At 57.4% G+C, this 22153-nt stretch carries 21 protein-coding genes; 12 read left to right on the forward strand and 9 right to left on the reverse strand.

What is annotated here, in order from left to right:
- The 3 genes from AB5Y92_RS02880 to AB5Y92_RS02890 form a co-directional block, all read left to right on the forward strand.
- On the forward strand, positions 1-111 hold a 111-nt coding region (locus AB5Y92_RS02880), incomplete at its 5' end, for an integrase core domain-containing protein (protein ID WP_368225522.1).
- Between the two features lie 122 nt (positions 112-233).
- Positions 234-1613: an MFS transporter gene (locus AB5Y92_RS02885; protein ID WP_164537539.1), complete on the forward strand. Its 1380-nt coding sequence runs from the start codon at positions 234-236 to the stop codon at positions 1611-1613.
- 156 nt (positions 1614-1769) lie between these two features.
- Positions 1770-2633 (forward strand): outer membrane protein OmpK, encoded by an 864-nt coding sequence (locus AB5Y92_RS02890; protein WP_128836339.1) that lies wholly within the window; start codon positions 1770-1772, stop codon positions 2631-2633.
- A 107-nt stretch (positions 2634-2740) separates the two neighbouring features.
- Here AB5Y92_RS02890 and AB5Y92_RS02895 read toward each other — a convergent pair whose 3' ends face one another.
- Positions 2741-3223 (reverse strand): YajQ family cyclic di-GMP-binding protein, encoded by a 483-nt coding sequence (locus AB5Y92_RS02895; protein WP_005338634.1) that lies wholly within the window; start codon positions 3221-3223, stop codon positions 2741-2743.
- A 200-nt stretch (positions 3224-3423) separates the two neighbouring features.
- On the opposite strand from AB5Y92_RS02895, the gene AB5Y92_RS02900 reads away from it, so the two are divergent.
- Positions 3424-4377, forward strand: coding sequence for a ketopantoate reductase family protein (locus AB5Y92_RS02900; protein ID WP_164537538.1), 954 nt, complete (start codon positions 3424-3426; stop codon positions 4375-4377).
- A gap of 37 nt (positions 4378-4414) precedes the next feature.
- Entirely contained in the window at positions 4415-4975 is a 561-nt protein-coding gene (locus AB5Y92_RS02905; protein WP_164537537.1) for a DJ-1 family glyoxalase III, read from the forward strand.
- A 111-nt stretch (positions 4976-5086) separates the two neighbouring features.
- Here the strand turns inward: AB5Y92_RS02905 and AB5Y92_RS02910 are convergent, their stop codons facing one another.
- Entirely contained in the window at positions 5087-5293 is a 207-nt protein-coding gene (locus tag AB5Y92_RS02910) for a hypothetical protein (protein WP_019445898.1), read from the reverse strand.
- Positions 5294-5424: 131 nt separating this feature from the next.
- Between AB5Y92_RS02910 and dinB the strand changes: the two genes are divergently transcribed.
- From dinB to rlmM, 6 genes are all read left to right on the forward strand, one after another.
- Positions 5425-6480: a DNA polymerase IV gene (gene dinB, locus AB5Y92_RS02915; RefSeq protein WP_368225524.1), complete on the forward strand. Its 1056-nt coding sequence runs from the start codon at positions 5425-5427 to the stop codon at positions 6478-6480.
- A gap of 66 nt (positions 6481-6546) precedes the next feature.
- Complete coding sequence (locus AB5Y92_RS02920) at positions 6547-8688, forward strand: methyl-accepting chemotaxis protein (RefSeq protein WP_368225499.1); 2142 nt, start codon at positions 6547-6549, stop codon at positions 8686-8688.
- Positions 8689-8972: 284 nt separating this feature from the next.
- The gene (locus AB5Y92_RS02925) at positions 8973-9893 is read left to right on the forward strand and encodes a transcriptional regulator GcvA (RefSeq protein WP_005338622.1); all 921 of its coding nucleotides are present in this window, start codon (positions 8973-8975) and stop codon (positions 9891-9893) included.
- On the forward strand, positions 9886-10515 hold the full coding sequence (locus AB5Y92_RS02930) for an alpha/beta family hydrolase (RefSeq protein ID WP_368225501.1): 630 nt from the start codon (positions 9886-9888) through the stop codon (positions 10513-10515). The genes AB5Y92_RS02925 and AB5Y92_RS02930 overlap by 8 nt, the downstream gene beginning before the upstream one ends.
- Positions 10516-10566: 51 nt before the next feature.
- A complete protein-coding gene (locus AB5Y92_RS02935; protein WP_005358623.1) occupies positions 10567-10953 on the forward strand; it encodes a DUF423 domain-containing protein in 387 nt (128 codons plus the stop codon).
- Positions 10946-12040 (forward strand): 23S rRNA (cytidine(2498)-2'-O)-methyltransferase RlmM, encoded by a 1095-nt coding sequence (gene rlmM / locus AB5Y92_RS02940; RefSeq protein WP_338774038.1) that lies wholly within the window; start codon positions 10946-10948, stop codon positions 12038-12040. The genes AB5Y92_RS02935 and rlmM overlap by 8 nt, the downstream gene beginning before the upstream one ends.
- An 82-nt stretch (positions 12041-12122) precedes the next feature.
- Here the strand turns inward: rlmM and AB5Y92_RS02945 are convergent, their stop codons facing one another.
- The 7 genes from AB5Y92_RS02945 to queF all read right to left on the reverse strand — a co-directional run bounded on the left by AB5Y92_RS02945 (position 12123) and on the right by queF (position 21347).
- Positions 12123-12581, reverse strand: a complete 459-nt coding sequence (locus AB5Y92_RS02945; protein WP_368225503.1) for a hypothetical protein — start codon at positions 12579-12581, stop codon at positions 12123-12125.
- A 117-nt stretch (positions 12582-12698) separates the two neighbouring features.
- On the reverse strand, positions 12699-13706 hold the full coding sequence (locus AB5Y92_RS02950; RefSeq protein WP_005349723.1) for an isocitrate dehydrogenase: 1008 nt from the start codon (positions 13704-13706) through the stop codon (positions 12699-12701).
- A gap of 159 nt (positions 13707-13865) precedes the next feature.
- Positions 13866-14666 (reverse strand): flap endonuclease Xni, encoded by an 801-nt coding sequence (gene xni, locus AB5Y92_RS02955; RefSeq protein ID WP_368225505.1) that lies wholly within the window; start codon positions 14664-14666, stop codon positions 13866-13868.
- A 135-nt stretch (positions 14667-14801) separates the two neighbouring features.
- Positions 14802-16157, reverse strand: a complete 1356-nt coding sequence (gene ppnN, locus AB5Y92_RS02960) for a nucleotide 5'-monophosphate nucleosidase PpnN (protein WP_368225507.1) — start codon at positions 16155-16157, stop codon at positions 14802-14804.
- Positions 16158-16305: 148 nt separating this feature from the next.
- Positions 16306-17922 carry a diguanylate cyclase gene (locus AB5Y92_RS02965; protein ID WP_139405784.1) on the reverse strand — a complete coding sequence of 539 codons (1617 nt, stop codon included), beginning with the start codon at positions 17920-17922 and terminating at the stop codon, positions 16306-16308.
- Positions 17923-18005: 83 nt separating this feature from the next.
- Positions 18006-20288 (reverse strand): hypothetical protein, encoded by a 2283-nt coding sequence (locus tag AB5Y92_RS02970; RefSeq protein WP_164537531.1) that lies wholly within the window; start codon positions 20286-20288, stop codon positions 18006-18008.
- Positions 20289-20498: 210 nt separating this feature from the next.
- Positions 20499-21347: an NADPH-dependent 7-cyano-7-deazaguanine reductase QueF gene (queF, locus tag AB5Y92_RS02975; RefSeq protein WP_252656019.1), complete on the reverse strand. Its 849-nt coding sequence runs from the start codon at positions 21345-21347 to the stop codon at positions 20499-20501.
- Between the two features lie 204 nt (positions 21348-21551).
- On the opposite strand from queF, the gene syd reads away from it, so the two are divergent.
- Complete coding sequence (syd, locus tag AB5Y92_RS02980) at positions 21552-22100, forward strand: SecY-interacting protein (RefSeq protein ID WP_368225509.1); 549 nt, start codon at positions 21552-21554, stop codon at positions 22098-22100.
- The last annotated feature ends 53 nt before the right edge of the window (positions 22101-22153 follow it).

A 22153-nucleotide genomic window follows, 5' to 3' on the forward strand; every position in this document is an offset into this window, starting at 1 on the left:
GAAATGGTGCGTGAAGCGGTGGATATTTACAACGCGGAGCGGCCGCATCATGCGTTGAAATACAGAACCCCCGATGCGGTACATAGGGGGTTCTGGGTAGAGAAATGCTAGTTGAAAATGTGTAAACCTATTTCAGGACTAGACACGGGCTTCTTTTGCCTATCTCTTTGCTCGCCTTGGCTATCTGCCATCAACCTGCCAAAATGACGCACTTTTCCAAAGTCGTCAGGTAGTTGAACATGATCCGCAAACCAAGCTGGAGAGAGTCCCTCGCCGTCTATCTCGAATTTCGGGTGTTTATTCTCTTTGCCATGGGTTTTTCATCGGGTCTGCCGTTGCTACTGGTGTTCGGTACCCTCTCATTCTGGTTGCGCGAGGCCGATGTCAGCCTGACCGATATCGGCTATATGAGCTGGGTGGCGCTCGCCTATGGCTTTAAATGGCTGTGGTCGCCGCTGGTGGATCGCATGCAGCTGCCGTTGCTCTCCGCGCTGCTGGGGCGTCGCCGTAGCTGGATGTTCTTCTCCCAGCTGCTGATTGCCGCCGCGCTGGTCGGCATGGCGTTCTGTGATCCCAAGACCGAGCTGGCCCAGCTGGCGATGTTTGCCCTGCTGGTGGCCTTTGCCTCGGCCACGCAGGATATCGTCATCGACGCCTATCGCATCGAATCCGCTCCCGAGCGGCTACAGGCGGCGATGGCTGCCTCCTACATGACCGGTTACCGGCTGGCGATGATCATGGCGGGCGCCGGTGCGCTGGCGCTGGCGGCGTGGTTTGGCAGCAACAGCGGCTATGACTATCGTGGCTGGCAGATTACCTATCTGGTGATGGCGGGTCTGATGTCACTCGGGGTTATCACCACGCTGTTTTGCCACGAGCCGGATATCGATCTGGCCGAGCAGGGCAAACAACAGGCCGAACGCAAGGAGCAGCTCCTGGAAAAAGGGTGGCCAGCTCTGCTGGCGAGTGCGGGGGCCTGGGGCTATGAGGCCGTCTGGTGTCCGTTTGCCGACTTCTTTCGTCGCTATGGCAGCTCGGCGCTGCTGATCTTGGCTCTGATCGCCTGCTATCGGGTTGCCGATGTGGTGATGGGGGTGATGTCCAACAGCTTCTATGTGGATATGCAGTTCAGCAAAACTGAGGTTGCCACCATTACCAAGGTGTTTGGCGTCATCATGACGCTGGTGGGGGCTGCGCTGGGGGGCGTGCTGGTGATGCGCTTCGGTACGCTGCGCATCCTGTTCTTGGGGGCGCTGCTCACCGCCAGCACCAACCTGTTGTTTGCCCTGCTCAATCAGGTCGGTCACAACCTGGAACTGCTGACGCTGATCATCTCGCTGGATAACCTCAGCGCCGGTATCGCTACTGCGGCCTTCGTGACCTATCTCTCCAGCCTGACCAATGTGGCATTTTCGGCTACTCAGTACGCCCTGTTCAGCTCGGTAATGTTGCTGCTACCCAAGTTGCTGGCCGGTTTTTCCGGACAGGTTGTGGAGCAGATTGGCTACAGTGCCTTCTTTGTCGGAACCAGTTTATTGGGCTTGCCCGTGTTGTTGTTGATTGTGCTTGTCGCCAGAAAAGGGAGTGAGTTGCTCTCAACGGCTGACAAATAGCAAGCGTTTGCGTAGAATCGGGGGTGATTAGATTCACACTTCCGGATAAAGTTCCCGAGAAGTTGTTTCACCCCCAATTTTATTTGATTAGAATCCCTCTCGCTCCTTGTGGGCAGGCTACGGAAAACCTCAACTAACGCACAAGAGACCAATAAAATGGCCAAATTTACCAAGACTCTGATCGCTGCCGGTCTGCTGGCTGCTGCCGCTACCCCGGCCTTCGCTGCTGACTACAGCGGGGATATCCACAAGAATGACTACAAGTGGTTCCAGTTCAACGTAATGCACACTATCGATCAGATGCCTTATAAAAAATCTGAGGGTGGTTACAACGACACGTATTTTGAGATGGAGTTTGGTGGTCGTTCCGGTATTTTTGACCTGTATGGTTATGTCGATGTTTTCGATATCTTTGATTCAAAACACAGTGATAAACATGACCAAGAGAACCTCTTCATCAAGTTTGCGCCTCGCATGTCCATTGATGCTCTGACTGGTAAAGACCTTTCAGTTGGCCCTATCAAAGAACTGTATGTTGCATCTCTCTTTAACGCAGGCGGGAGCCACGGTTCTTTTGAATCTTTTGTAGGTTTGGGTACTGATGTCGAAGTGCCTTGGTTTGGTAAAATGGGCATGAACCTTTACAAGCGCCATGTCAACGAAAGTGGTAGCATCTACAAGAGCGATAACCATACCGACCCGAAAAATGGTACAAAATTTGATACATCAGGTGAAGGTTGGAATGGCTATCAGTTCTCTATTACTTGGTTTAAGCCTTTCTATACCTTCTCCAATGGTAGTTTCGTAGCGTATCAGGGTTACCTCGATCATTTGTTTGATGCCGAGGGTACCTCCACAGATGGAACTAATACCTTCCATGGTATCTACTGGCACTCCGAGCGTTATGCAGTCGGTTACGGCCTGAAATATTTCAACGATACTTATGGTATTCAGAATGGTGCTTATGGCCTGCAAACAACAGGCTTTGGTCACTATTTCTCCGCGACCTACAAGTTCTAATAAAACTTGGGGTACAAAAAACCGGAGCATCTGCTCCGGTTTTTTTATGGCCGCGATTTAGATAGCGTGGCGCGAGTCATCAAGTGCGCCACGGCTGAGTGGATAAATCAGTCGCGGAAGTTCTGGAACTGCATCGGTTGACCCAGTTCGGCGCCACGGACCAGTGCCATGGTCTCTTGCAGATCGTCACGCTTCTTGCCGGTGACACGTACTTCATCACCCTGGATGGCGACCTGTACCTTGATTTTGGAGTCCTTGATCAGCTTGACCAGCTTCTTGGCGATCTCTTTCTCGATCCCCTGCTTGAATTTGACGGTCAGGTGGAAACGCTTGCCGGAGTGAACCGAGTCACCCACTTCCATGGAGCTGTTTTCGATGTTGCGCTTGAGCAGGGCGCCGCGCAGGATTTCGACCATCTGCTTGAGCTGGAAATCGGCATCGGCTTCCAGTTTTACCTCTTCCTTGTTCAACTCGAAGCTGGCTTCTACCCCACGAAAATCGAAACGGGTGGCCAGTTCACGATTGGCGTTGTCGACAGCGTTCAACACCTCGTTCATTTTGACTTCAGAGACAATATCGAATGACGGCATAGCCGGAGCTCCTCATGTTGCGTTATCGGGGGGCAAATCTACCAGAAAACGGGCAAATTTGCTGATTTTGATGGGGTTGCTCTGCTAGAATCCCCTGCGCACAGGACGGGTGGACCCGTTAGTGTCCACCAGCGACATCTTCACTTATCCCCGGTAACAGGTTGAGAGGATTGCAACCCTTACCCTGACAGAGTCACACCATGCCAAGCGGATTAAAAAATTCCCGACAGCCCGTTATTCCACCCGTTACTCCGAAGTGGTCACTGTTGGGTTGTGGCGCCCTCGGCGGCGTTTTTGCCTCCCTGCTGACCCAGAGTGGTCAATCAACCCGTGTCTTGTTGCGCGAACATCATAAGTCCACGCTCCATCCGGGGATCGATTTCACCTCGCTGGAGGGGCATGTCCAGCTGCTCAATATCGAGCGCGGATTTGTCAGCAAACCCGGCAAGATCCAGCGTCTGCTGGTGATGACCAAGGCCAGTCAGGTGATTGCCGCACTGACGCCGCTGGTGGGTAAGCTGGATGCCGGCGTGCCGATCGTCTTGCTGCACAACGGGATGGGCATTGCCGAGCAGGTGGTCGAGATGTTCCCGCACAATCCGGTGATTGCCGGTGTCACCAGCCATGGCGCCATGCAGTGCGGCCATTTCGTGTTCCGTCATACTGGCAAGGGGGAAACCTGGCTTGGCCCGATCAACGACGCAGCCAAGGCCCACGCCGCGCTCGCGGATGAGCTGGCGCTGGCACTGGGCCAGGCTGGCTGGGATGAGCAGATATTGACGCGCCAGTGGCAAAAGCTGGCTATCAACTGTGCCATCAATCCCCTGACGGCTCTCTACAAGCTGAAAAATGGCGAGCTGGCTGGTCCCCGTTTTGCCGATGCCCTGCAGCAAATCTGCGTGGAAGTGGCGGATGTGATGTGTGCCGAAGGGATTGCAACCACAGCCGAAGAGTTGCAGCGTCGGGTGATGACAGTGGTGGAGCTGACCGCTGACAATTACTCCTCCATGCATCAGGATATGGAGCTGGGACGCGAGACCGAGATTGAGGCCATCACCGGCTTCCTGTTGGCCAAGGCTGCCCGGCATAGCATTGCCGTACCGGTCAATCAGGGTCTCTATCAGGCGATCAAAGAGAAGAGCCAGGCCGTCTGATCTTTTACATGGCAGAGCAAGCCGCAAGGAAGCGAACATGAGTGTACTGGTGCTGGTGGCCCCCGGGTCGGAAGAGATAGAGACGGTTGCGATTGTCGATACCCTGGTGCGCGCCAGCATCGAGGTGGTGCTGGCCTCTTGTTGTCCAACCGGATCTCGGCAGGTGAAGGCATCGCGTGGGGTACAGCTGGTGGCTGATTGTCATATCGACGAGCTGACCCGTCGGGACTTTGAAGCCATCGTGGTACCCGGTGGTCTGCCCGGCAGCGAAGTGATCCGCGATACCCCGCTGGCCATCGATCTGCTCAAAGAGCAGGCCGCTCTTGGTCGCTGGCGTGCTGCCATCTGCGCCGCCCCTGTGGTGGTGTTGCAACATCACGGCCTGCTGGATGGTGCCATCGTCACCTGTCATCCCGGCTTTCAGCCCCGACTACCGACATCACTGCTGTCACATGAGCGGGTAGTCAGAGATGAGGCTCATCGTCTTATCACCAGTCAGGGGCCGGGCAGCGCCATTGAGCTTGCCCTTGAACTGGTTCGGGTGCTGCGCGGGGATGAGGTGGCTACCGCCGTGGCTGGCCCTATGGTGCTGCCTTGAGCGCACTCTGCTGCAGAATCAAGCTGGTCATGCTTTGAAAAATGGGCCCCGGTCATCTTGATCGGGGCCCGTTTGTTATCTGCCGTTGTCGGTCACGCCATCTTGTCCTGCTCAGTAGTCGTACTGTTTGCACTTCTTCTTGCGAAACTCTTCACGCCAGCGTGACAACTCTTGCTCTGTGCCGAGTGTGTCCCCTTTCTTGATGGCCTGTTCCAGTATCTCAATCCGGTCGTACAGCCAGCGGCACTCTGCCGTCGGGTTGTTCTTGCCGATGCCGGTCAACGGCAGCAAACAGAGTCCCAGCCAAAGATATTTCATCCCGAACGCTCCTTGTCATTGTGGTAGTAAAGGTCTCCTTGGAGTCTACTATTTTAGCCGCAACGAGAGAGATAGAGCTGCGGTTATCCTTGGGGTAAGATGATGCCATGTCTGTTTATTTATACAGTGGTATGCGCAAGATCATCCATATCGACATGGACTGCTTTTTTGCCGCGGTGGAGATGCGGGACAATCCGGCGTTGCGGGAGGTGCCGCTCGCCATCGGTGGGGCCTCCGTGCGGCGCGGCGTCATCTCGACCTGCAACTATGTGGCGCGCCGGTTCGGGGTGCGCTCCGCCATGCCGAGCGCGCTGGCGAAAAAACTCTGCCCGCCGTTGGTACTGATCCCTGGGCGAATGGCGGTGTACAAGGATATCTCCCGTCAGCTCAGGGCCATTTTCCTGCGCTATACCGATCAGGTTGAACCGCTGTCGCTGGACGAGGCTTACCTCGACGTGACCCACAGTCGCTGTTGTGGCGGTAGCGCCACCCTGATGGCGCAAGAGATCCGGCAAGCCATCGTCACCGAACTGGGATTGACCGCTTCGGCCGGAGTGGCCCCCAACAAGTTTCTCGCCAAGCTCGCCTCGGAGCAGCGCAAACCCGATGGTCTGTTTGTCATTCGTCCCGACGAAGTGGCCGAATTTGTCTGCCAGTTGCCCCTCGGCAAACTGCCTGGGGTGGGGCGCAAGACCGCCGAGCGGCTGGAGGCTCAGGGGCTCTACACCTGTGAGGATGCGCGGGCCTTGTCGGCACAAGAACTGTGCAGCCGTTTTGGCAAGCTGGGGGAGATGTTGACGACCCGGATCTGGGGGCTGGATGAACAGCCGGTGCAGGCGCACCGGATCCGCAAAACCATCGGGGTGGAGACCACCCTGGCGAGCGATGTTTGTGACGAAGCCGCCTGCCTGACGGTATTGCAGCAACTGCTGCCGGAGCTGGAGCGGCGATTTCAGCTGGCGTGTCCTGCCGAGCAGGTGATGGGGCAGGGGATTAAACTCAAGTTTGCCGATTTCCACCAGACCACCGTCTATCGCAGTCAGGGGGGCTATCAGCCAGCCTTGTTCGTTCCCCTGCTCAAAGAGGGGCTACAGCGGGCGCAAGGGCGTTCGGTTCGCCTGCTGGGCTTGGTGGTGGGTTTGCCAAAAGAGGGTGAAGTTAATCAACTCTCGCTGGATTTGCTGTGAGAGAGTTAAGTTTTTGTTTATAAAGTCGATAATCTATCCATATCTGTATGACGTAGGAATATTGGCATGAGCGCTCTTTCTGTCCAGGGTCGGATTACCCTGATCGCCGGTTGCTGTCTGTTGGTGACAGCCGCCGCTCTGGTTGCCTCTTCGATTTACAACGCGAACAAGATGCAACAGCAGGTGCGGCAAGCCACCATGCACGAGGCGCAGCAGTCTGCCGAGAACTGGATGAAGGCGATGGGCTCGGAGCAGGCGGCCAAGGTGACCAGCTATCTCGATGAGGCCTATTTCCGCGCCAGTTTGCTGGCGGAGAGCGTGTTGTTCCAGCGCAAGAATGCGGCCGAGAACTTTCTCCATTCGGAGGCGCTGCGCAGCGCCGTCAATCAGCAACTGCACGATGCCGTTGCCTCATCGACCAATCTGCTTGGTGTCTATGCGGTGTTCGAGCCTGACCAGCTGGATGGGGAAGACAGCAACTATCAGGGCTCAACGGCGCTGGGTTCCAACGACAAGGGGCGTTTTTCCAGTTACTGGGCCTATGACAACGGCAAGATAGAACCGGAAGTGCAGAATGAGGATGTACTGGCCGATGAAAGCCCGACCGAGGCTGGTGGAATCGAAAACGAGTGGTATCGCTGCAGTATTCGCACCCGTGCCCTCTGCCTGCTGGAGCCCTATCTGGACGATGTGGGCGATAAACAGATATTGATGACCTCGGTGACGGTCCCGCTGCTGGAGCAGGAGACCTTGCTGGGGATGGTCGGGGTCGATATCTCGCTGGCCACTTTGCAGAGTCTGGTCAGTACCATGGACAAGGAGCTCTATGAGGGCAAGGGCAGAATCTTGCTGGTCAGTCACGAGGGGCGCGTGGCGGGAGCCGATGAGTTCGATGTGACCATGGGACGCGGGCTGGATCAGAAGTATCAGGGGCTGGCCAGCGAGCTGAAAGGCTGGCTCAGTCAGGGTCAGGAGCTGACTCGCTGGAGCAGCGATGGCACCCTGTTGCAGACCTTTGTCCCGGTATCCATGCGTGGCACCGACCGTAAATGGGGCATCTACATTGAATTGCCACGGGCAGTAGTACTGGCCTCGGCCCAGGAACTGCAAGATGAGCTGGCCAGTGAGGCCAATCGCAGCGTGGTCTCGCAGCTGTCGATCGGAGTGTTGATCTCGCTGGTTGCCCTGAGTTTTATCTGGTTGATGGCGCGCCAGATTGTGGCACCCATCCGCGCCGTAGTTGCCCGTCTCAAGGATATCGCCAGCGGCGAGGGGGATTTGACCCAGCGTATCGAGATCCTGCGGCAAGACGAGATCGGCGAGCTGGCCAAGTGGTTCAACAGCTTCCTCAACAAGTTGCAATCCACCATCAGTCAGGTGATTGATACCGTCTCCGGTACGCGTAACAGTGCCGAGCGAGCCGCGCAGGTGGCCGAGCGCACCAGCAGCGGCATGCAGGCCCAGTATCAGGAGATCGATCTGGTGGCGACGGCATTTGAGGAGCTGAGCGCCACGGCGTTGCAGGTCTCCGGTAATGCCGGCTCGGCGGTGGCGGCTGCCAACACCACTGACGCTGCAGCGCAAGAGGGCAAATATGTCGTTGCTGACACCCAGGAGGCGATGCGCAAGCTAATGACCATCATCAACGATGCCCAGCCGGTGGTGGAGCGACTCTCCGCCAACAGCGACAACATCAATGACATCCTCATCGTGATCCAGGGGATTGCCGAGCAGACCAACTTGCTGGCGCTGAATGCAGCTATTGAAGCGGCGCGGGCCGGTGAGCAGGGCCGTGGCTTTGCCGTGGTGGCTGATGAGGTGCGCAATCTGGCGGGTCGCACCCAGAATGCCATCGTCGAGATCCAGACCCTGATCAGCCAACTGCAATCCGGTACCGGCGCCGTGGTCAAGGCGATCCGCGATGGTCATGAACAGGCTGACGAGACGCTTGCCAAGGTGGATCTCTCGGTGCAGGTGCTGGAGCAGATTATCCAGTCGGTCTCCACCATCCATCAGATGAACGAGCAGATTGCCCGGGCGGCGCAGGAGCAGAGCCGGGTGGCGGACGAGATCAACCGTAACGTCAGCAACATTCGCGATGTGAGCCACACCATTCGGGCCGAGGCGGCGACCTCCGCCGAAAATGGTCGCGAGCTCTCTGCGCTGGCGGACAAGCAGCAGCAGCTGGTGGGGCAGTTCAAGGTATAGAAGGGATGAAAAAAGGCGCCATCCAGCTGGAGGCGCCAAACACATTCAGATGACAGACTGGGTCAAACCGGTGAGATTTGAGCCCCTCTTCCCGCAGAGGAAGAAACACAACACCACAATCGCAGTCGAAAGACTCACTAAAAACACATGTAAACCAACACGTAGTAGAAAATGTGAGCCATATGACGACTGATTGCTGGGCGAATTATGTTTATTCACTGGTCGACCCGCAACCGACAAATTATAATGCGCCCCATTAGAAAAACTCATCGTCGGCTGGTGTCATGTCTCGTCGTTTACCCCCGCTCAATGCCCTCAAGGCCTTTGAAGCTGCGGCTCGTCACTTAAGCTTTACCCGCGCAGCAGAAGAGTTGTTTGTGACTCAGGCTGCCATCAGTCACCAGATCAAGGCGCTGGAGGAGTATCTTGGCATCAAGCTGTTCCGCCGCAAAAACCGCTCCTTGTTGCTGACCGAAGAGGGGCAGGGCTATTTCCTGGATATCAAAGACATCTTTGCCTCCATCTCTGAGGCGACCGACAAGCTGCTGGCCCGCAGTGCCAAGGGGGCGTTGACTGTCAGTTTGCAGCCGAGTTTCGCCATCCAGTGGCTGGTGCCGCGGTTGGTCAAGTTCAGCGAGCGCCACCCCGATATCGACGTGCGGATCAAGGCGGTCGATCTCGACGAAGGGTCGCTCACCGACGATGTGGATGTGGCCATCTATTACGGCCGCGGCAACTGGCCGGGTCTGCGCTCGGACAAGCTGCATACGGAATACCTGATCCCGGTCTGTTCCCCCTTGCTGCTGACCGGGCCCAAACCGCTGCGTACGCCGCAAGATTTGACTCTTCATACCCTGCTGCACGATACCTCCCGCCGCGACTGGAAGGCCTGGTTCCGCCAGCTCGATATCGATGCCCCCAACGTCAATCAGGGGCCCATCTTCAGCCACTCCACCATGGTGATCCAGGCGGCGATCCACGGCCAGGGGGTGGCGCTTGGCCACAGCGTGCTGGCACAACCCGAGATTGAGGCCGGCCGCCTTATCTGCCCGTTCGAGCAGGTGCTGGTGAGCAAAAATGCTTTCTATCTGGTGTGTCAGGAGCAACAGTCGGATCAGGGCAAGATCGTTGCCTTCCGCGACTGGATGCTGGAGCTGGTGGAGCAGGAAGAGGCGCGTCGCAGGGCAAGGCTCGCCGATGCATGAGGTGATCCGCGAGGGGGCAATTGATGCCCCCGTTCGCATTTTGCTGGCCCACGGGGCAGGCGCGGGGATGGATCATGTTTTTCTTGCCGAGTTGTCACGCCTGCTGGCTGGCCCCGACATCGAAGTGGTGCGCTTCAACTTTCCCTACATGACCAGGCGAGCACAGGATGGCAAGCGCCGTCCGCCGGACAGGGCGCCTGTGCTGCTCGCCCATTGGCGCGACATGATCCGCGAGTTTGCCCATCCACGGCTGTTTCTGGCGGGCAAGTCGATGGGCGGGCTGATGGCGGCGGAACTCTATCGTGAAGGCAAGGGTGAGATGAATGCTGCAGGATTGCTCATTCTCGGGTATCCTTTCCACCCTCCGGCCAAGCCCGACAGCTGGCGAGGCGAGGTACTCAAGCATATTGCAGTGCCAACCCTGCTGTTGCAGGGGGAGCGCGACACCTTCGGTAGTCGCGCCGAACTGGCCGATTTCCCCTTCTCACCCGCCGTATCGGTCCATTGGTTGACCGATGGTGATCATGGTTTCAAACCGCGTAAAGCCAGTGGCGTGAGTGAGCAGGAGAATATGCAGCATGCAGCGGCGGCCATCAGCCATTTTGTGGCCCGACATGGATAGCACGAGAGGGTTGGTTTGATTGCCAGCCGTGATGAGAGAGGGAGTGTGAGGATGCAGATCCATCGACATTGGCTGATACTGGCCGGTCTCTTCGGGTTGACGGCCACCATGCTGGGGGCTTATGGCGCCCATGGATTGGCGGCGACCGGCATTACGCCCGAGCGTCTGGCGGCGTTCAATACCGCCGTGCAATATCAGTTTTTTCACGCATTGGCCCTGCTGGTTCTGGGCTGGTGTGGTGTGCGCAGCAGGGTGATCCACCTGGCTGGCACCGCTTTTGTGCTGGGGATCATCGGATTCTCCGGCAGTATTTACGCCATGGTGCTGCTTGGCAGCAAGGGGCTGGGGTTGATTACTCCGGCCGGTGGCCTCTGTTTTATGTTGGGATGGGCGGCCCTGATCTGGGCTGGCTGTCGTCTTGGAGGAAAAAATGAATAATCTGCTGCTTTATTGCCGCCCCGGTTTTGAGAAAGAGGCGGCTGCAGAGATCACCGAGCGTGCCGGTAACATGCAGTGCTACGGTTTCGCCCGGGTCAAGGACGACAGCGGTTATGTGATCTTCGAACTGTATGACGAGGAGCAGGCGGACCTGCTGGCTCGCAAGCTGCCGTTCCGGGAGCTCATCTTCATCCGCCAGATGCTGGTGGTCACCCATGAGCTGAAGGATCTGGATGTCGCGGACAGGATCTCCCCGATCCTTGAGGCGGTGAGTGACTACACCATTTGTGGCGATCTGCGGGTCGAAACTGCGGATACCAACGAAGCGAAAGAGCTGTCGGCCTTCTGCCGCAAGTTCACCGTGCCGCTGCGTCAGGCGCTGCGCAGCAACGAGATCCTGACCAAGAAGGAGACGCCAAACCGTCCGGTGTTCCACGCCTTCTTTATGGCCAATGATCATGTCTTGCTGGGCTACTCTTATTCGTTCAACAACTCCGGATTCCACATGGGGATCCCGCGCCTGCGCTTCCCGGCCGATGCGCCGAGCCGCTCCAGCCTCAAGCTGGAGGAGGCGTTTTACGTGTTCTTGCCGCGGGAAGAGTGGGATGTGCGTCTCTGCTCAGGCATGAAGGCGGTGGATCTGGGCGCCTGCCCGGGTGGCTGGACCTATCAGCTGGTGCGTCGTGGCATGATGGTGACGGCGGTCGACAACGGCATGATGGCCCAATCCCTGATGGATACCGGTCAGGTCAAGCATATCCGGGATGACGGTTTCGTCTGGCGTCCGAGCAAGAAGAACACCTACTGGCTGGTGTGCGACATGGTCGATAAACCGGCGCGGGTCGTTCACATGATTGCGGACTGGTTCCGTGAGGGTGACTGCCAGGAGGCGATGTTCAACCTCAAGCTGCCGATGAAGAAGCGTTATGCCGAGTCGGTGCACAATATTGAGGTATTGCGCGAGATGCTCAAGGAGATCGACAACGCGTTCGTGATCCAGGCCAAGCAGCTCTATCACGATCGAGAAGAGATCACCGTACATGTTTACAACAAGTACTGGGTCTCCAAACTCGAGCCCAAGGCGTGATGTAGCAGTTCTGCCCGTACGATAAATACCAAGGCCGACAGGGAAACCTGTCGGCCTTTTGCTATTCGGCTGCCGGAAAATATCAGAAACGGTAATCGAGGCGCAGGGAGGATTCGTCGTCGGTCACCTTGATCTCTATCTGCAGCGGGATGGTTTTGTCGACCGGATTGAATTGCATTTTGATGCCATCCCCTCTCAATCTGATTGCCGTATGCAGTCCACCGGCTTTGAATTTGACCTTGGGTCTAAAGCGTTCAATCGATAGACTGATGCTCTTTTCCGGGGTCAGATTGAGCTGCGGGTAGGAGGTGATCGTTTGATTGCCAAAGTTGTCGGTGGAGACTTCAATACCAAACGACAGGGGTTTGGGCGCCTTGAGCAAGTCGTTGGTATCCAGGCTTGAACGCCATACCTCGGTGGCAGTCCGTTTTTCCTGCTGTGGCAGTTTGGCGATTTGGGTTGATTGGGCCTGTTCGAAGGCACTGGCAGTGCCACAAACCAGCATCAGACCCGACACCAGATAGCACCCGTATCCCTTCATGAAAAACACTCCCTGTTCTTCTTCTCTATTGAACATAGTTGCTGTTTGGGGAGTGGCAAAGGATTCGGAAATATAAAAAAGGGAGCCTAGGCTCCCTTTTAAAATCAATTGGTTAGCTTACAGGCGATCGATGATGGCTTGGGTGAATTCGCTGGTGGAAGCTGTACCGCCCAGATCGCGGGTGACCCGATCACCGGATTCGATGGTAGCTCGTACCGCCTCGCGTATCCGCTCTGCTTTATCCTGCATGCCGAGGTACTCCAGCATCTGGATGGAGGCGAGGATCACCGAGGTCGGGTTGGCAATGTTCTTGCCTGCGATGTCGGGGGCAGAGCCGTGGACCGCTTCGAAGATGGCCGCGCCATCGCCGATGTTGGCGCCGGGTGCCATCCCGAGACCGCCAACCAGACCGGCGCAAAGATCCGAGAGGATGTCGCCGAACAGGTTGGTGGTGACCATGACATCGAAACGCTCCGGATACATCACCAGATTCATGCAGGCGGCATCGACGATCATCTCTTCGCTCTGTATATCTGGATAGTGGCTGGCGATTTCACGTGCCACTTCGAGGAACAGGCCGGAGGTCGATTTGAGGATGTTCGCCTTGTGGATGATGGTGACCTTCTTGCGCCCTTCCTGACGAGCCAGCTCGAAGGCAAACTTGACGATGCGCTCGGCCCCTTCGCGGGTGATGATGCTCATCGCCTCGGCACTCTTGTTGTCATCGCTGCGCTTCTGACCTGCACCCGAGTACATCCCTTCGGTGTTTTCACGCACTGTGATGATGTCGATGTTGTCGTAACGGCTTCTGGTGCCCTTGAAGGAGATGACCGGGCGCACGTTGGCGTAGAGGTTGAACTTCTTGCGCAGGGAGACGTTAATGGAGGTAAAACCGCCGCCGACCGGCGTGGTCAATGGCCCTTTCAGGCTCACCTTGTTCTTCTCAATCAGATCCAGGGTAGCCTGGGGCAGCAGCTCGCCATGCTTCTCTAGGGCAACCAGACCCGCATCAGCGTATTCGTACTCAAAGTCACAGCCCGCATGGGTCAGGATCTGGATGGCTGATTCTATGATGCTGGGGCCGATGCCGTCACCGGGGATCACGGTAATTTTTCTTTTGGACATGAGAGGGTTCCACTTCCAGGGTATAGGGGAGGATGGGGCTGCTTTATAGCATTTACTCAGCAAACCAACCACATTCCTTTACATTCTACTCACTTTTATCAACAGCGAGGGTGAGTCTCGTCATGGTTCACGCCCTTGTCTGCATTTTTGTTCGGCCATTTAGTCCGGCTGGGGCGGGTAGCGGATGTCCCGCAGGTTGAATCCCAGCGGAATATCCCGCTGCAAGCGCACCAGCCGCTGGGCCAGCAGGGCCTCATCCTGATGTTGGCGCAGTTTGATCAGTGGCTTGGCGGTATCCTCTTGCTGGCAGGCTTCGAGCATGGCCGCCAGATTGCCATATTGCTGCAACAGCTGGGTGGCGGTCTTGGGGCCGATCCCCGGAACCCCCTTGATATTGGAACCGCTGATACCGGTCAGGGCCCAGAAGTCGACCAGCTGAGCAGGGGCTACCCCATATTGCTGCTGGACGAAGGCGGAATCCAGCCAGCGCTTGTTGAAGTAGTCGCGCACCCGGATCTGCGGGCAGATCAGTTGGCAGAAGCCCTTGTCGGTGGAGATGATGGTCGCCTGATGGCCATGGCTGGCGATGCCGCTGGCGAGGGTGGCGATAAGGTCATCCGCTTCATCGGTCTCGGAGAGCAGGGCATCGACACCGCACTCCCAAAAGGCATCCTGCAGGGTCGCCAACCCCTCACGCAGTTCAGGGGGCATGGGGGTTCGCCCCTCCTTGTAGGCCGGATAGACCTCTTTGCGCCAGCTATGCACCTCGCCATCAAACACGGCAATGACATGGGTCGGCTCGCTATTGGCCAGCAGCTTGCGGCAGGTATTGATAAGGTTGGCGCGGGTTGCAACCAGCGCCTGGGCAGGGGTCAGTGCCTGCTGGGCCTGTACCGCGTGCAGACGGCGAATGAGGTTGAGGGCATCGATGATGAGCAGGTGTGGCCGGATAGTTGACATGGGGCACTCTTGGCGGTCGGGACGCCCCATTGTAACAAACCGCTCGCCTTATGGGGGATTGATGGCGGTCGGGAAGGCATAGCGCCAATAAAGAGGGGCGCCGATGCGCCCCTCTGTCGATGATGTATCTGTACCCTAGCGGACGATTTCGTAGCAGGGCACATACTGGCTGCCCGGCAGCTTCATCCGCTGCTGCTTGACGAAACTCTCCAGCAGCTTGTCCATCAGGTGCATCAGCTCCTTGTCACCGTGCAGCTTGAAGGGGCCTTTCTTCTCGATGGCGCGAATGCCCCCTTCCTTGACGTTGCCGGCGACGATGCCGGAGAAGGCACGACGCAGGTTGGCGGCCAGCAACTGGGGCGGCTGGTTGCGGTGCAGATCCAGACTGGCCATGCTGGCGTGATCCGGTTCGAAGGGAAGCTGGAACTCCGGCTCAATCTTGAGGGACCAGTTGAAAGAGTAGGCATCGCCGACAGATTTGCGGTATTCGCGGATTTTCGGCATAGCCTCTTTCATCACCCGGGCCACTTCCGGTGCATCGCCGACAATGATCCGGTAGAGCTTGGTCGCAGGTTCACCGAGGGTCGCCTTGATGAAGTCGTCGATGGCACGGAAGTAGTCGGCACTCTCTTTCGGGCCGGTCAGGATGATGGGCATCGGCTGCCGCTCGTTGGCCGGATGCATCATGATGCCGAGCAGATAGAGCAGCTCTTCGGCGGTGCCGACCCCACCCGGGAAGATGATGATGCCGTGGCCGAGGCGTACGAAGGCTTCCAGCCGTTTCTCGATATCCGGCAGGATCACCAGCTCGTTGACGATGGGGTTTGGCGGTTCGGCCGCGATGATGGAAGGCTCGGTCAGGCCGATGTAGCGGCCGTTTCTTACCCGCTGTTTGGCATGGCCGACGGCGGCCCCCTTCATCGGGCCCTCCATGGCGCCAGGGCCACAGCCGGTACAGATGTTCAGCTCACGCAAGCCCAGTTCGCTGCCCACGGCGCGGGTGTACTGGTACTCGATCTCGTTGATGGAGTGGCCACCCCAGCAGACGATCAGGTTGGGATCGGCGCCGGGCAGGATCACCTTGGCGTTGCGCAGGATGGCGAACACCACGTTGGAGATATGAGTCGAATTGGTGAGGTTGACCAGCCGGTTCGATTCGATCTGATTGGAGACATAGAGAATGTCGCGCAGCACCGAGAAGAGGTGCTCCTGAATGCCGCGAATGATCTCGCCATCGACAAAGGCGTGCTCGGGGGCATTGAACAGTTCCAGCTTGACCCCGCGCTCGCGCCGGATCACATGAATATCGAACGATTTGAAGCGCTCCAGTATCTCCTTGGAGCTGTCGGTATGGCTACCGGAATTGAGCACTGCCAGCGAGCAGTTGCGAAACAGTTGATAGATATCGCTGGAGGCAGTCTGCTTGAGGCGATCCACCTCGAGCTGTGACAGCAAATCCATGCTGCCAACGGGATTGATGTGCGTAATCATAGGTTCCCCTTTACTCACTTGTTATCGTTGTGTTTTTCCCTGGGGAGAAAAGGGGACGCTATGTTGCATCCCCTGAGATCGATAGTAGTGGTAATAGAGGGAGGAGGGAAATAGGGCGACGACTGTTCGCTGTTTTTTTAGCCGCTTGTCAGGCCAGAGTCACTTGATCCCGACCGGTGTGCTTGGAGTGGTAGAGCGCCTTGTCCGCCCGTTCAAACACATCTGACGGGTTGTCCCCATCCTTGAACAGGGTTGCACCGATGGAAATGGTGATCTCCACCTTGGCATCGCGAAAACGGAACGGGATGCTCTTGATGGTCTGGCGCAGGGTCTCCAGCGGCTTCTGGAACTTGTCCGGATTGATGTTGGGCAGCAACACCACGAACTCTTCTCCACCAAAACGGGCGATGAAATCTGTATCACGCAGCGCGCTTTGCAGCGCCTTGGCGACTACTTTCAGCGCCTTGTCACCCGCCATATGGCCGTAGTTGTCATTGATGTTCTTGAAGTGATCGATGTCGATGATCGCCATGCAGAGCGGAGTGCGGTAACGAAGCCAACGTTTGTACTCCTGCTCCAGCCGTTCATCGAGGGCAGCCCGGTTGTGCACCTGGGTCAGGCTGTCGAGGAACAGCTTGTGTTTTTGAATGGTCAGCCGCTTCTTGTACTCGGCGGTCTCCTCCTTCATCAAGCGCAGCTTGGACTCCATGGTGGAGAGGCGGGTGAGCAGGTGACGCTCCCGCGCCGCCGTGCTGTCACGCTCCTGCAGCAGCAGGTTGATGGCGCCCATATGGCCGGAGATGGCGCGCTTGAGCGCATCGATGGAGTTATGGCTGGCCAGGGAGTGATCGATCGCCTGCAACTCGTTGACCAGCGCCTCGCGGGTCTCTCGGGTTTCGTTTTGCAGCGCACGCCCCTCATCGAGGGATTCGGTAAACCCGACATGTACTGCGGAGAGGCTTTCGTTGAGGGAGCTGAGGAAGGCGCGGGAGGCTTTACGCTCCTCACGGGTGCCTTCGATGATGAGCTCGATCACCTGCAGGCAGGTTTCCGCCAGCAGGGCAGGGTTGATCCCGATCAGCAGTTGGCGGCGAATATCGCTCAGGCTCTCGCCGATGGCGCCGGCAAAGTCGAGTTCGGTGATAAGCCGCTGCAGCTCATCGGCGATGCGAGCGTGATCCTTTAGATCAAATGGGTCGACATCTGGCTGGCCATCATTGCTGGCAGTATCGCTTTCTTGTTGAGTTGCACCTGAAGGTGCCAACAGGGGCTGACTTGGCAGCAGCTGGATCTTGATCGCCTGCTGGTAGAACTCCAGCAGCTTGATCACCTTCTTTTGGTGATCGGCAATGCCGTAACCGGCGGGACTTGCCAGAAATTCCTTTAGGGACTTGCGGGTCTCTTCCGGGAAGCCCTTGATGTTTTTCAGCTGTTTGGAACCAAGTTCGATGGCGGTCTGGGTCAAGGTGATCGACTCTTCCAGCGCATTGCTGTGCTGCTGTAGCAATTTTTCAATGGCCAGCAGGTCGGCGTCCAGCGAGGTAAATGCGGGATTGTTATCCAGTTTCTGCTTGAGCTTGGCGAAGCGATTGTCCAGCTCGCGGTCGAAACCACGGCAGGAGAGCATCAACTTGTTGATAAACTGGATGCCGCGAGCACGCTCTGCATCAGAAAACGACAGTACGCCGTCGAGTTCCAGCTGTTTCTGCTGAAGGGATTCCCTGAGTCTTGCCAATTGTCCTGCTACGGCAGCGATGTCATTCATTATCAGGTCGCCCTGTTGTCATTATTGTTTTTGGTGTTGGATAGCAACAGTGGTCGAACCTGGTTTCGATCCTCGCCTGTTATCTACATTATTTCCTGGTGGTTATCGGCTGCCGGCTTCCTTGCAAGGCTGGGCCAATTAACCCATTGCTTTTCATGAGAAGAATTGACTTTTACCAGTCCCTTGTCAATTGCCATCAGGCCGCATTGCCACACATCTCCATTAAAAAATGCCGCTTGTTGGCAATCGATCGCAGCCAGCTCCAACCAGGCGTTTTGCTGGCATTTTTCACTGAGCTGAATGGCTCCCGACAGGGCGAGATAGCAGAGGTCAAACAGGCCATTGTGATCGAGTGCGGTCGCCGCTTTCGGCAGGAAGGGGTGACTGACAATCCCGAGGCTGATCTGGCGATCCAGTGGATAGTTGCAAGGGAAGGCGGCGATGGCGGTCAGCAGGTCTCCCGCCAGTTGATGCAGGTTGGTGACGTGGCGTTGTGGCACCACATAGAGCATGTGTCCTTCACGCAAGTCATAGATACGGCCATCTTGCGGGGTCAGGGTGTCCATATAGGCACCGAAGGCCTGCTCGATTTCTCTGCTGGCCTGATAGCCGTGGCGCTCCAGCGTATTGACCAGGAAAGGCACCCGGAACAGCAGATAGTGCAGCTTGTCATCGAACTCGCTGGAGGGCTGTTCACTGAGGTACCAGCGATCCGATTTCAGCTGGCGCTTTGCCATCTCCCGGGGCCAGCGGTTCATTAGCCGCTGCCAGTTGGCCAGCCCCGAGCGTGGCTCGATCAGCAGGGCCTCATTGGTCCGTTTCAGTTGCAGGCGGGCAGTACGCAGCTTGAGCCAGAGGGTGAAGAAGAGGTAGATAAAGAGCGCCAGCAGCAGGCTGGTGGTAATGCTCGACCAGAGATAGCGCTCCTGCTGATGCTGGCTGTTGTTAAGTCGCTGCTCCAGCTCTTTGATATGTTGTACCCGCTCGACCTGAACATAGTTGTCGCGGATCGCCGCCTGCTCCATGGCCTGCTCCTGCTGGCGCACCTCCTCGCCAAGACGGTGGAAGCGCTTGTAGCTGTCGAGAGCCTGATGCAGATACCCCTTCTGCTCGTAGGCAAGCGACAACAGGCGGAATACCTCGTACTGACGGCGGGTATCACCGAGCTGATTGGCCAGCGCGCGGGCGTTCTCCAACTGCAGGATGGCGATGGCGGCCTCCTGTTTCTTCAGATAGAGCTCGCCGAGCAGCAACAGGGTATCGATCAGCGGCTCTTTGGCATCGCTCAGTTCGTGGGACTGACGGGCCGCATTGAGGTAGTTGCTGGCCAGCGAGAGGTTGCCGCTTTGCAGGTAGGTTTTGCCGATTTCATATTTGAGCAGGGAGGCTTGCGGTCGGTTGCTCCCTTCATCGAGCAGATCCAGCGCATTAAAGAAGTAGACCAGCGCCATATTGAGGTCGCCCTGCTCGCGGTTGAGTCGCGCCAGCACCATCAGGGAGTCGCACAGCAGGGAGGGGTTGCCGATGGAGTGGAAGTAGTTGGCCGCCTCATTGGCATACTGCAGCGCTTTCTGTGGCTCCTGCTCCTGCTGGTAGAGTTTCACTATCTGGTTCGACAGCAGGCCGAGAAAGAGCGGGTCGTTGAGGCTTTTGGCCTGTTGCTGGGCATCGATATATTCCCCCAGCGCCAGCTGTGGCTGCTGCAGCGCGCGATAAAGATCGCCGCTGATGGCGCTGACCCAGGCACTGGCGAGGGAATTGGGGGTCTTGGCGGCCCAGATCCGCGCATCTGCCAAGTGGGCCTTGGCATCATCGAAGTGCTGGTTCTCGATGTCGTAGCTGGTGCGTTGCAGGCGGCCATAAATCTGCAGCTGGCTCTGCTTGAGCGTGGGGACGGCCAGCTGCTCGTCCAGTTGATCCATCAGGGCGCGGCTGGTGCTCTGGTTATCCGGTTTGAGGGCCTGACTGCGGATCTTGAGATAGAGGCCGTGGGCCTTGAGTTCCGGTTGTCGCTCTTTGTCTGCCAGCTCCATCGCCTTGTCGAGCGCTTGCTGGGTGGCCTGATATTGGCCCAGTTGCAGCAGACACTCCCCTTTGAGCAGATGGGCGCCTATGGTCTGGGCCGCCGTGCTGTAACTCAGGATGGGCTCGCGATAACCGAACTCCTGGCGATTGCTGATGATTTGCTGGGGATTATTGGCTGCGCGCGTCAGGAAGGCGGTGGTGATCTGGACGCATCTGGCAGGATCGGTCAGTACCATCGATTGCGCTTGTTGCAGATCGATAGAGAGTTGCTCCTTGTCCAGATCCAGATTCGGAGCTGACAGGGAGGACATCATCATGGCCAGAAAAAACAGTTGATTCATTGGATTAAGGACGGCGCAGAGGTGTTGGCATGTTATCCAAGCCCCCCCCTGCGAGTCCAGCGTTTACTGTGGTTTGCTGGTGGCCGGCAAGTGGGTTTCGTCTGGATTTTATTATCCAGCCCCCTTATCCCAGCTGCATAAAGCATCGATTGAAACCTTTTTGCCAGTCATGGAGGGCAGTGTACCTGCCCTCTCTGTCGCAACTCGACTTTATTGGCGGATCAGACGCAGGTTGGCGGGCACGGCTTCGAAATCGGAGCGGAACGGGTTGATGTCGAGGCCGCCGCGGCGGGTATAGCGGGCATAGACGGTCAACTGCTCAGGCTGGCAATAGTGCTTGAGGTCGATAAAGATCCGCTCGATGCACTGCTCGTGGAACTCGTTGTGCTGGCGGAACGAGATGAGATAGCGCAGCAGCTTCTCCCGATCGAGTTTCGGCCCCTTGTAGCGGATCACCACTGAGCCCCAGTCGGGCTGGCTGGTGACCAGACAGTTGGATTTGAGCAGGTGGCTGTGCAGGGTCTCCTCGACCAGCTCGCTACCGGCTGCCCCTTGCAGCAGGGAAGCATCAAACTCGTAATTGTCTACCTCGATATCCTGCTCATCAATGCACTCGCCGGGCAGCAGGGCAATCTGGTGCGGCGCCTTGTCGAGGGGGAACAGGGTCACCTTGACGGTCTCACCGGCACAGGCACTCAGATCCTTGGTCAGCATGGCGGCGACTGCCTCGATAGAGTCGCAACGGGTCTGGTTGAAGGAGTTGAGGTAGAGCTTGAAGGATTTGGATTCGATCAGGTTCGCACTGGTGGCCGGAATGGCCACTTCACCCACCGCCACCATCGGCTTGCCCTTGGCATTGAGCCAGGAGAGCTCATAGAGGGTCCAGACATCGCAACCGCTAAAGGGCAGGTCATCGCCCAGCTGGAGATCATCCCGGTTCAGGCTACGTGGAACTGGCTGCAGCAGGGAGGGGGTGTACTGGCTGATGTAATCGGATTGCTGGCCCAGGCTCAGGCCGGTCAGGGCGCTGGCCCCGGCGTATCTATCTTGTTTGCTCACAGGGTTGCTCACGTAATGTGCTCATGATGAGTGGAATGAAACGGGCCATTGCAGGGCCGGATGGTTGCAGCCGTTTGGCTTGGGCGTCAGCCTCTCTGTATCCCAGGTTTTGTTTCCCGGGTCGCAAGGTCGGCTGGCAACCTTGTCTGTTACCGGGTTTGGTGGTGCAATAGCGGACTTTGCCAGCAATTGTGGGGATTTTCGATGTCGGATCAAGTTTTGTCTGCCCTGGAGCACTTTTTTGCCCGCTGGCAACGGGATGGCGAGGCCAGACGAGGCCTGCCCCTGTGCGAGTGGGAGGCGGACTGGCTTTCCCCCTGCCAGCTTGGTGAGCCCGCCGATGGTCGGGTGGCCTGGCGTCCTCACCATCGCTCCGAGCCCGCCGACTTTACAGCCATGGCCGATGCCCTCGAGCTGACGATTCATCCCAGCGCCATTGCCCTGTTCGGGCACTGGTTCAGCCGCCCCATCCCCTGCCTTTTCAAGGGGCTGCGCCTTGAATTGCTCCTGCCGTGGAACGACGTGGATCTCGACCTGCTCAAGGAGAACCTCATCGGCCACTTGCTGATGCTGCGCAAGCTAAAACGAACCCCCTCCATCTTTATTGCCACCACCCGCAACGAGATGACGCTCATCTCGCTGGATAACGAGAGTGGTCAGGTGTGGCTGGAGTGGCTCGATTCCGGCCGCCGTCTGACGCTGGCGCCCTCTTTGCCGGCGTTTCTGGAGCGGCTGGAGACGTTGCCGCAATAGCGCCGCTTCGAGCCAAGGTTACTCATCGGAACGAAAAGAGCCTTGCCATGCGG

This window comes from Aeromonas sp. R1-1 (assembly GCF_040908495.1).
GTDB lineage: Bacteria > Pseudomonadota > Gammaproteobacteria > Enterobacterales > Aeromonadaceae > Aeromonas > Aeromonas veronii.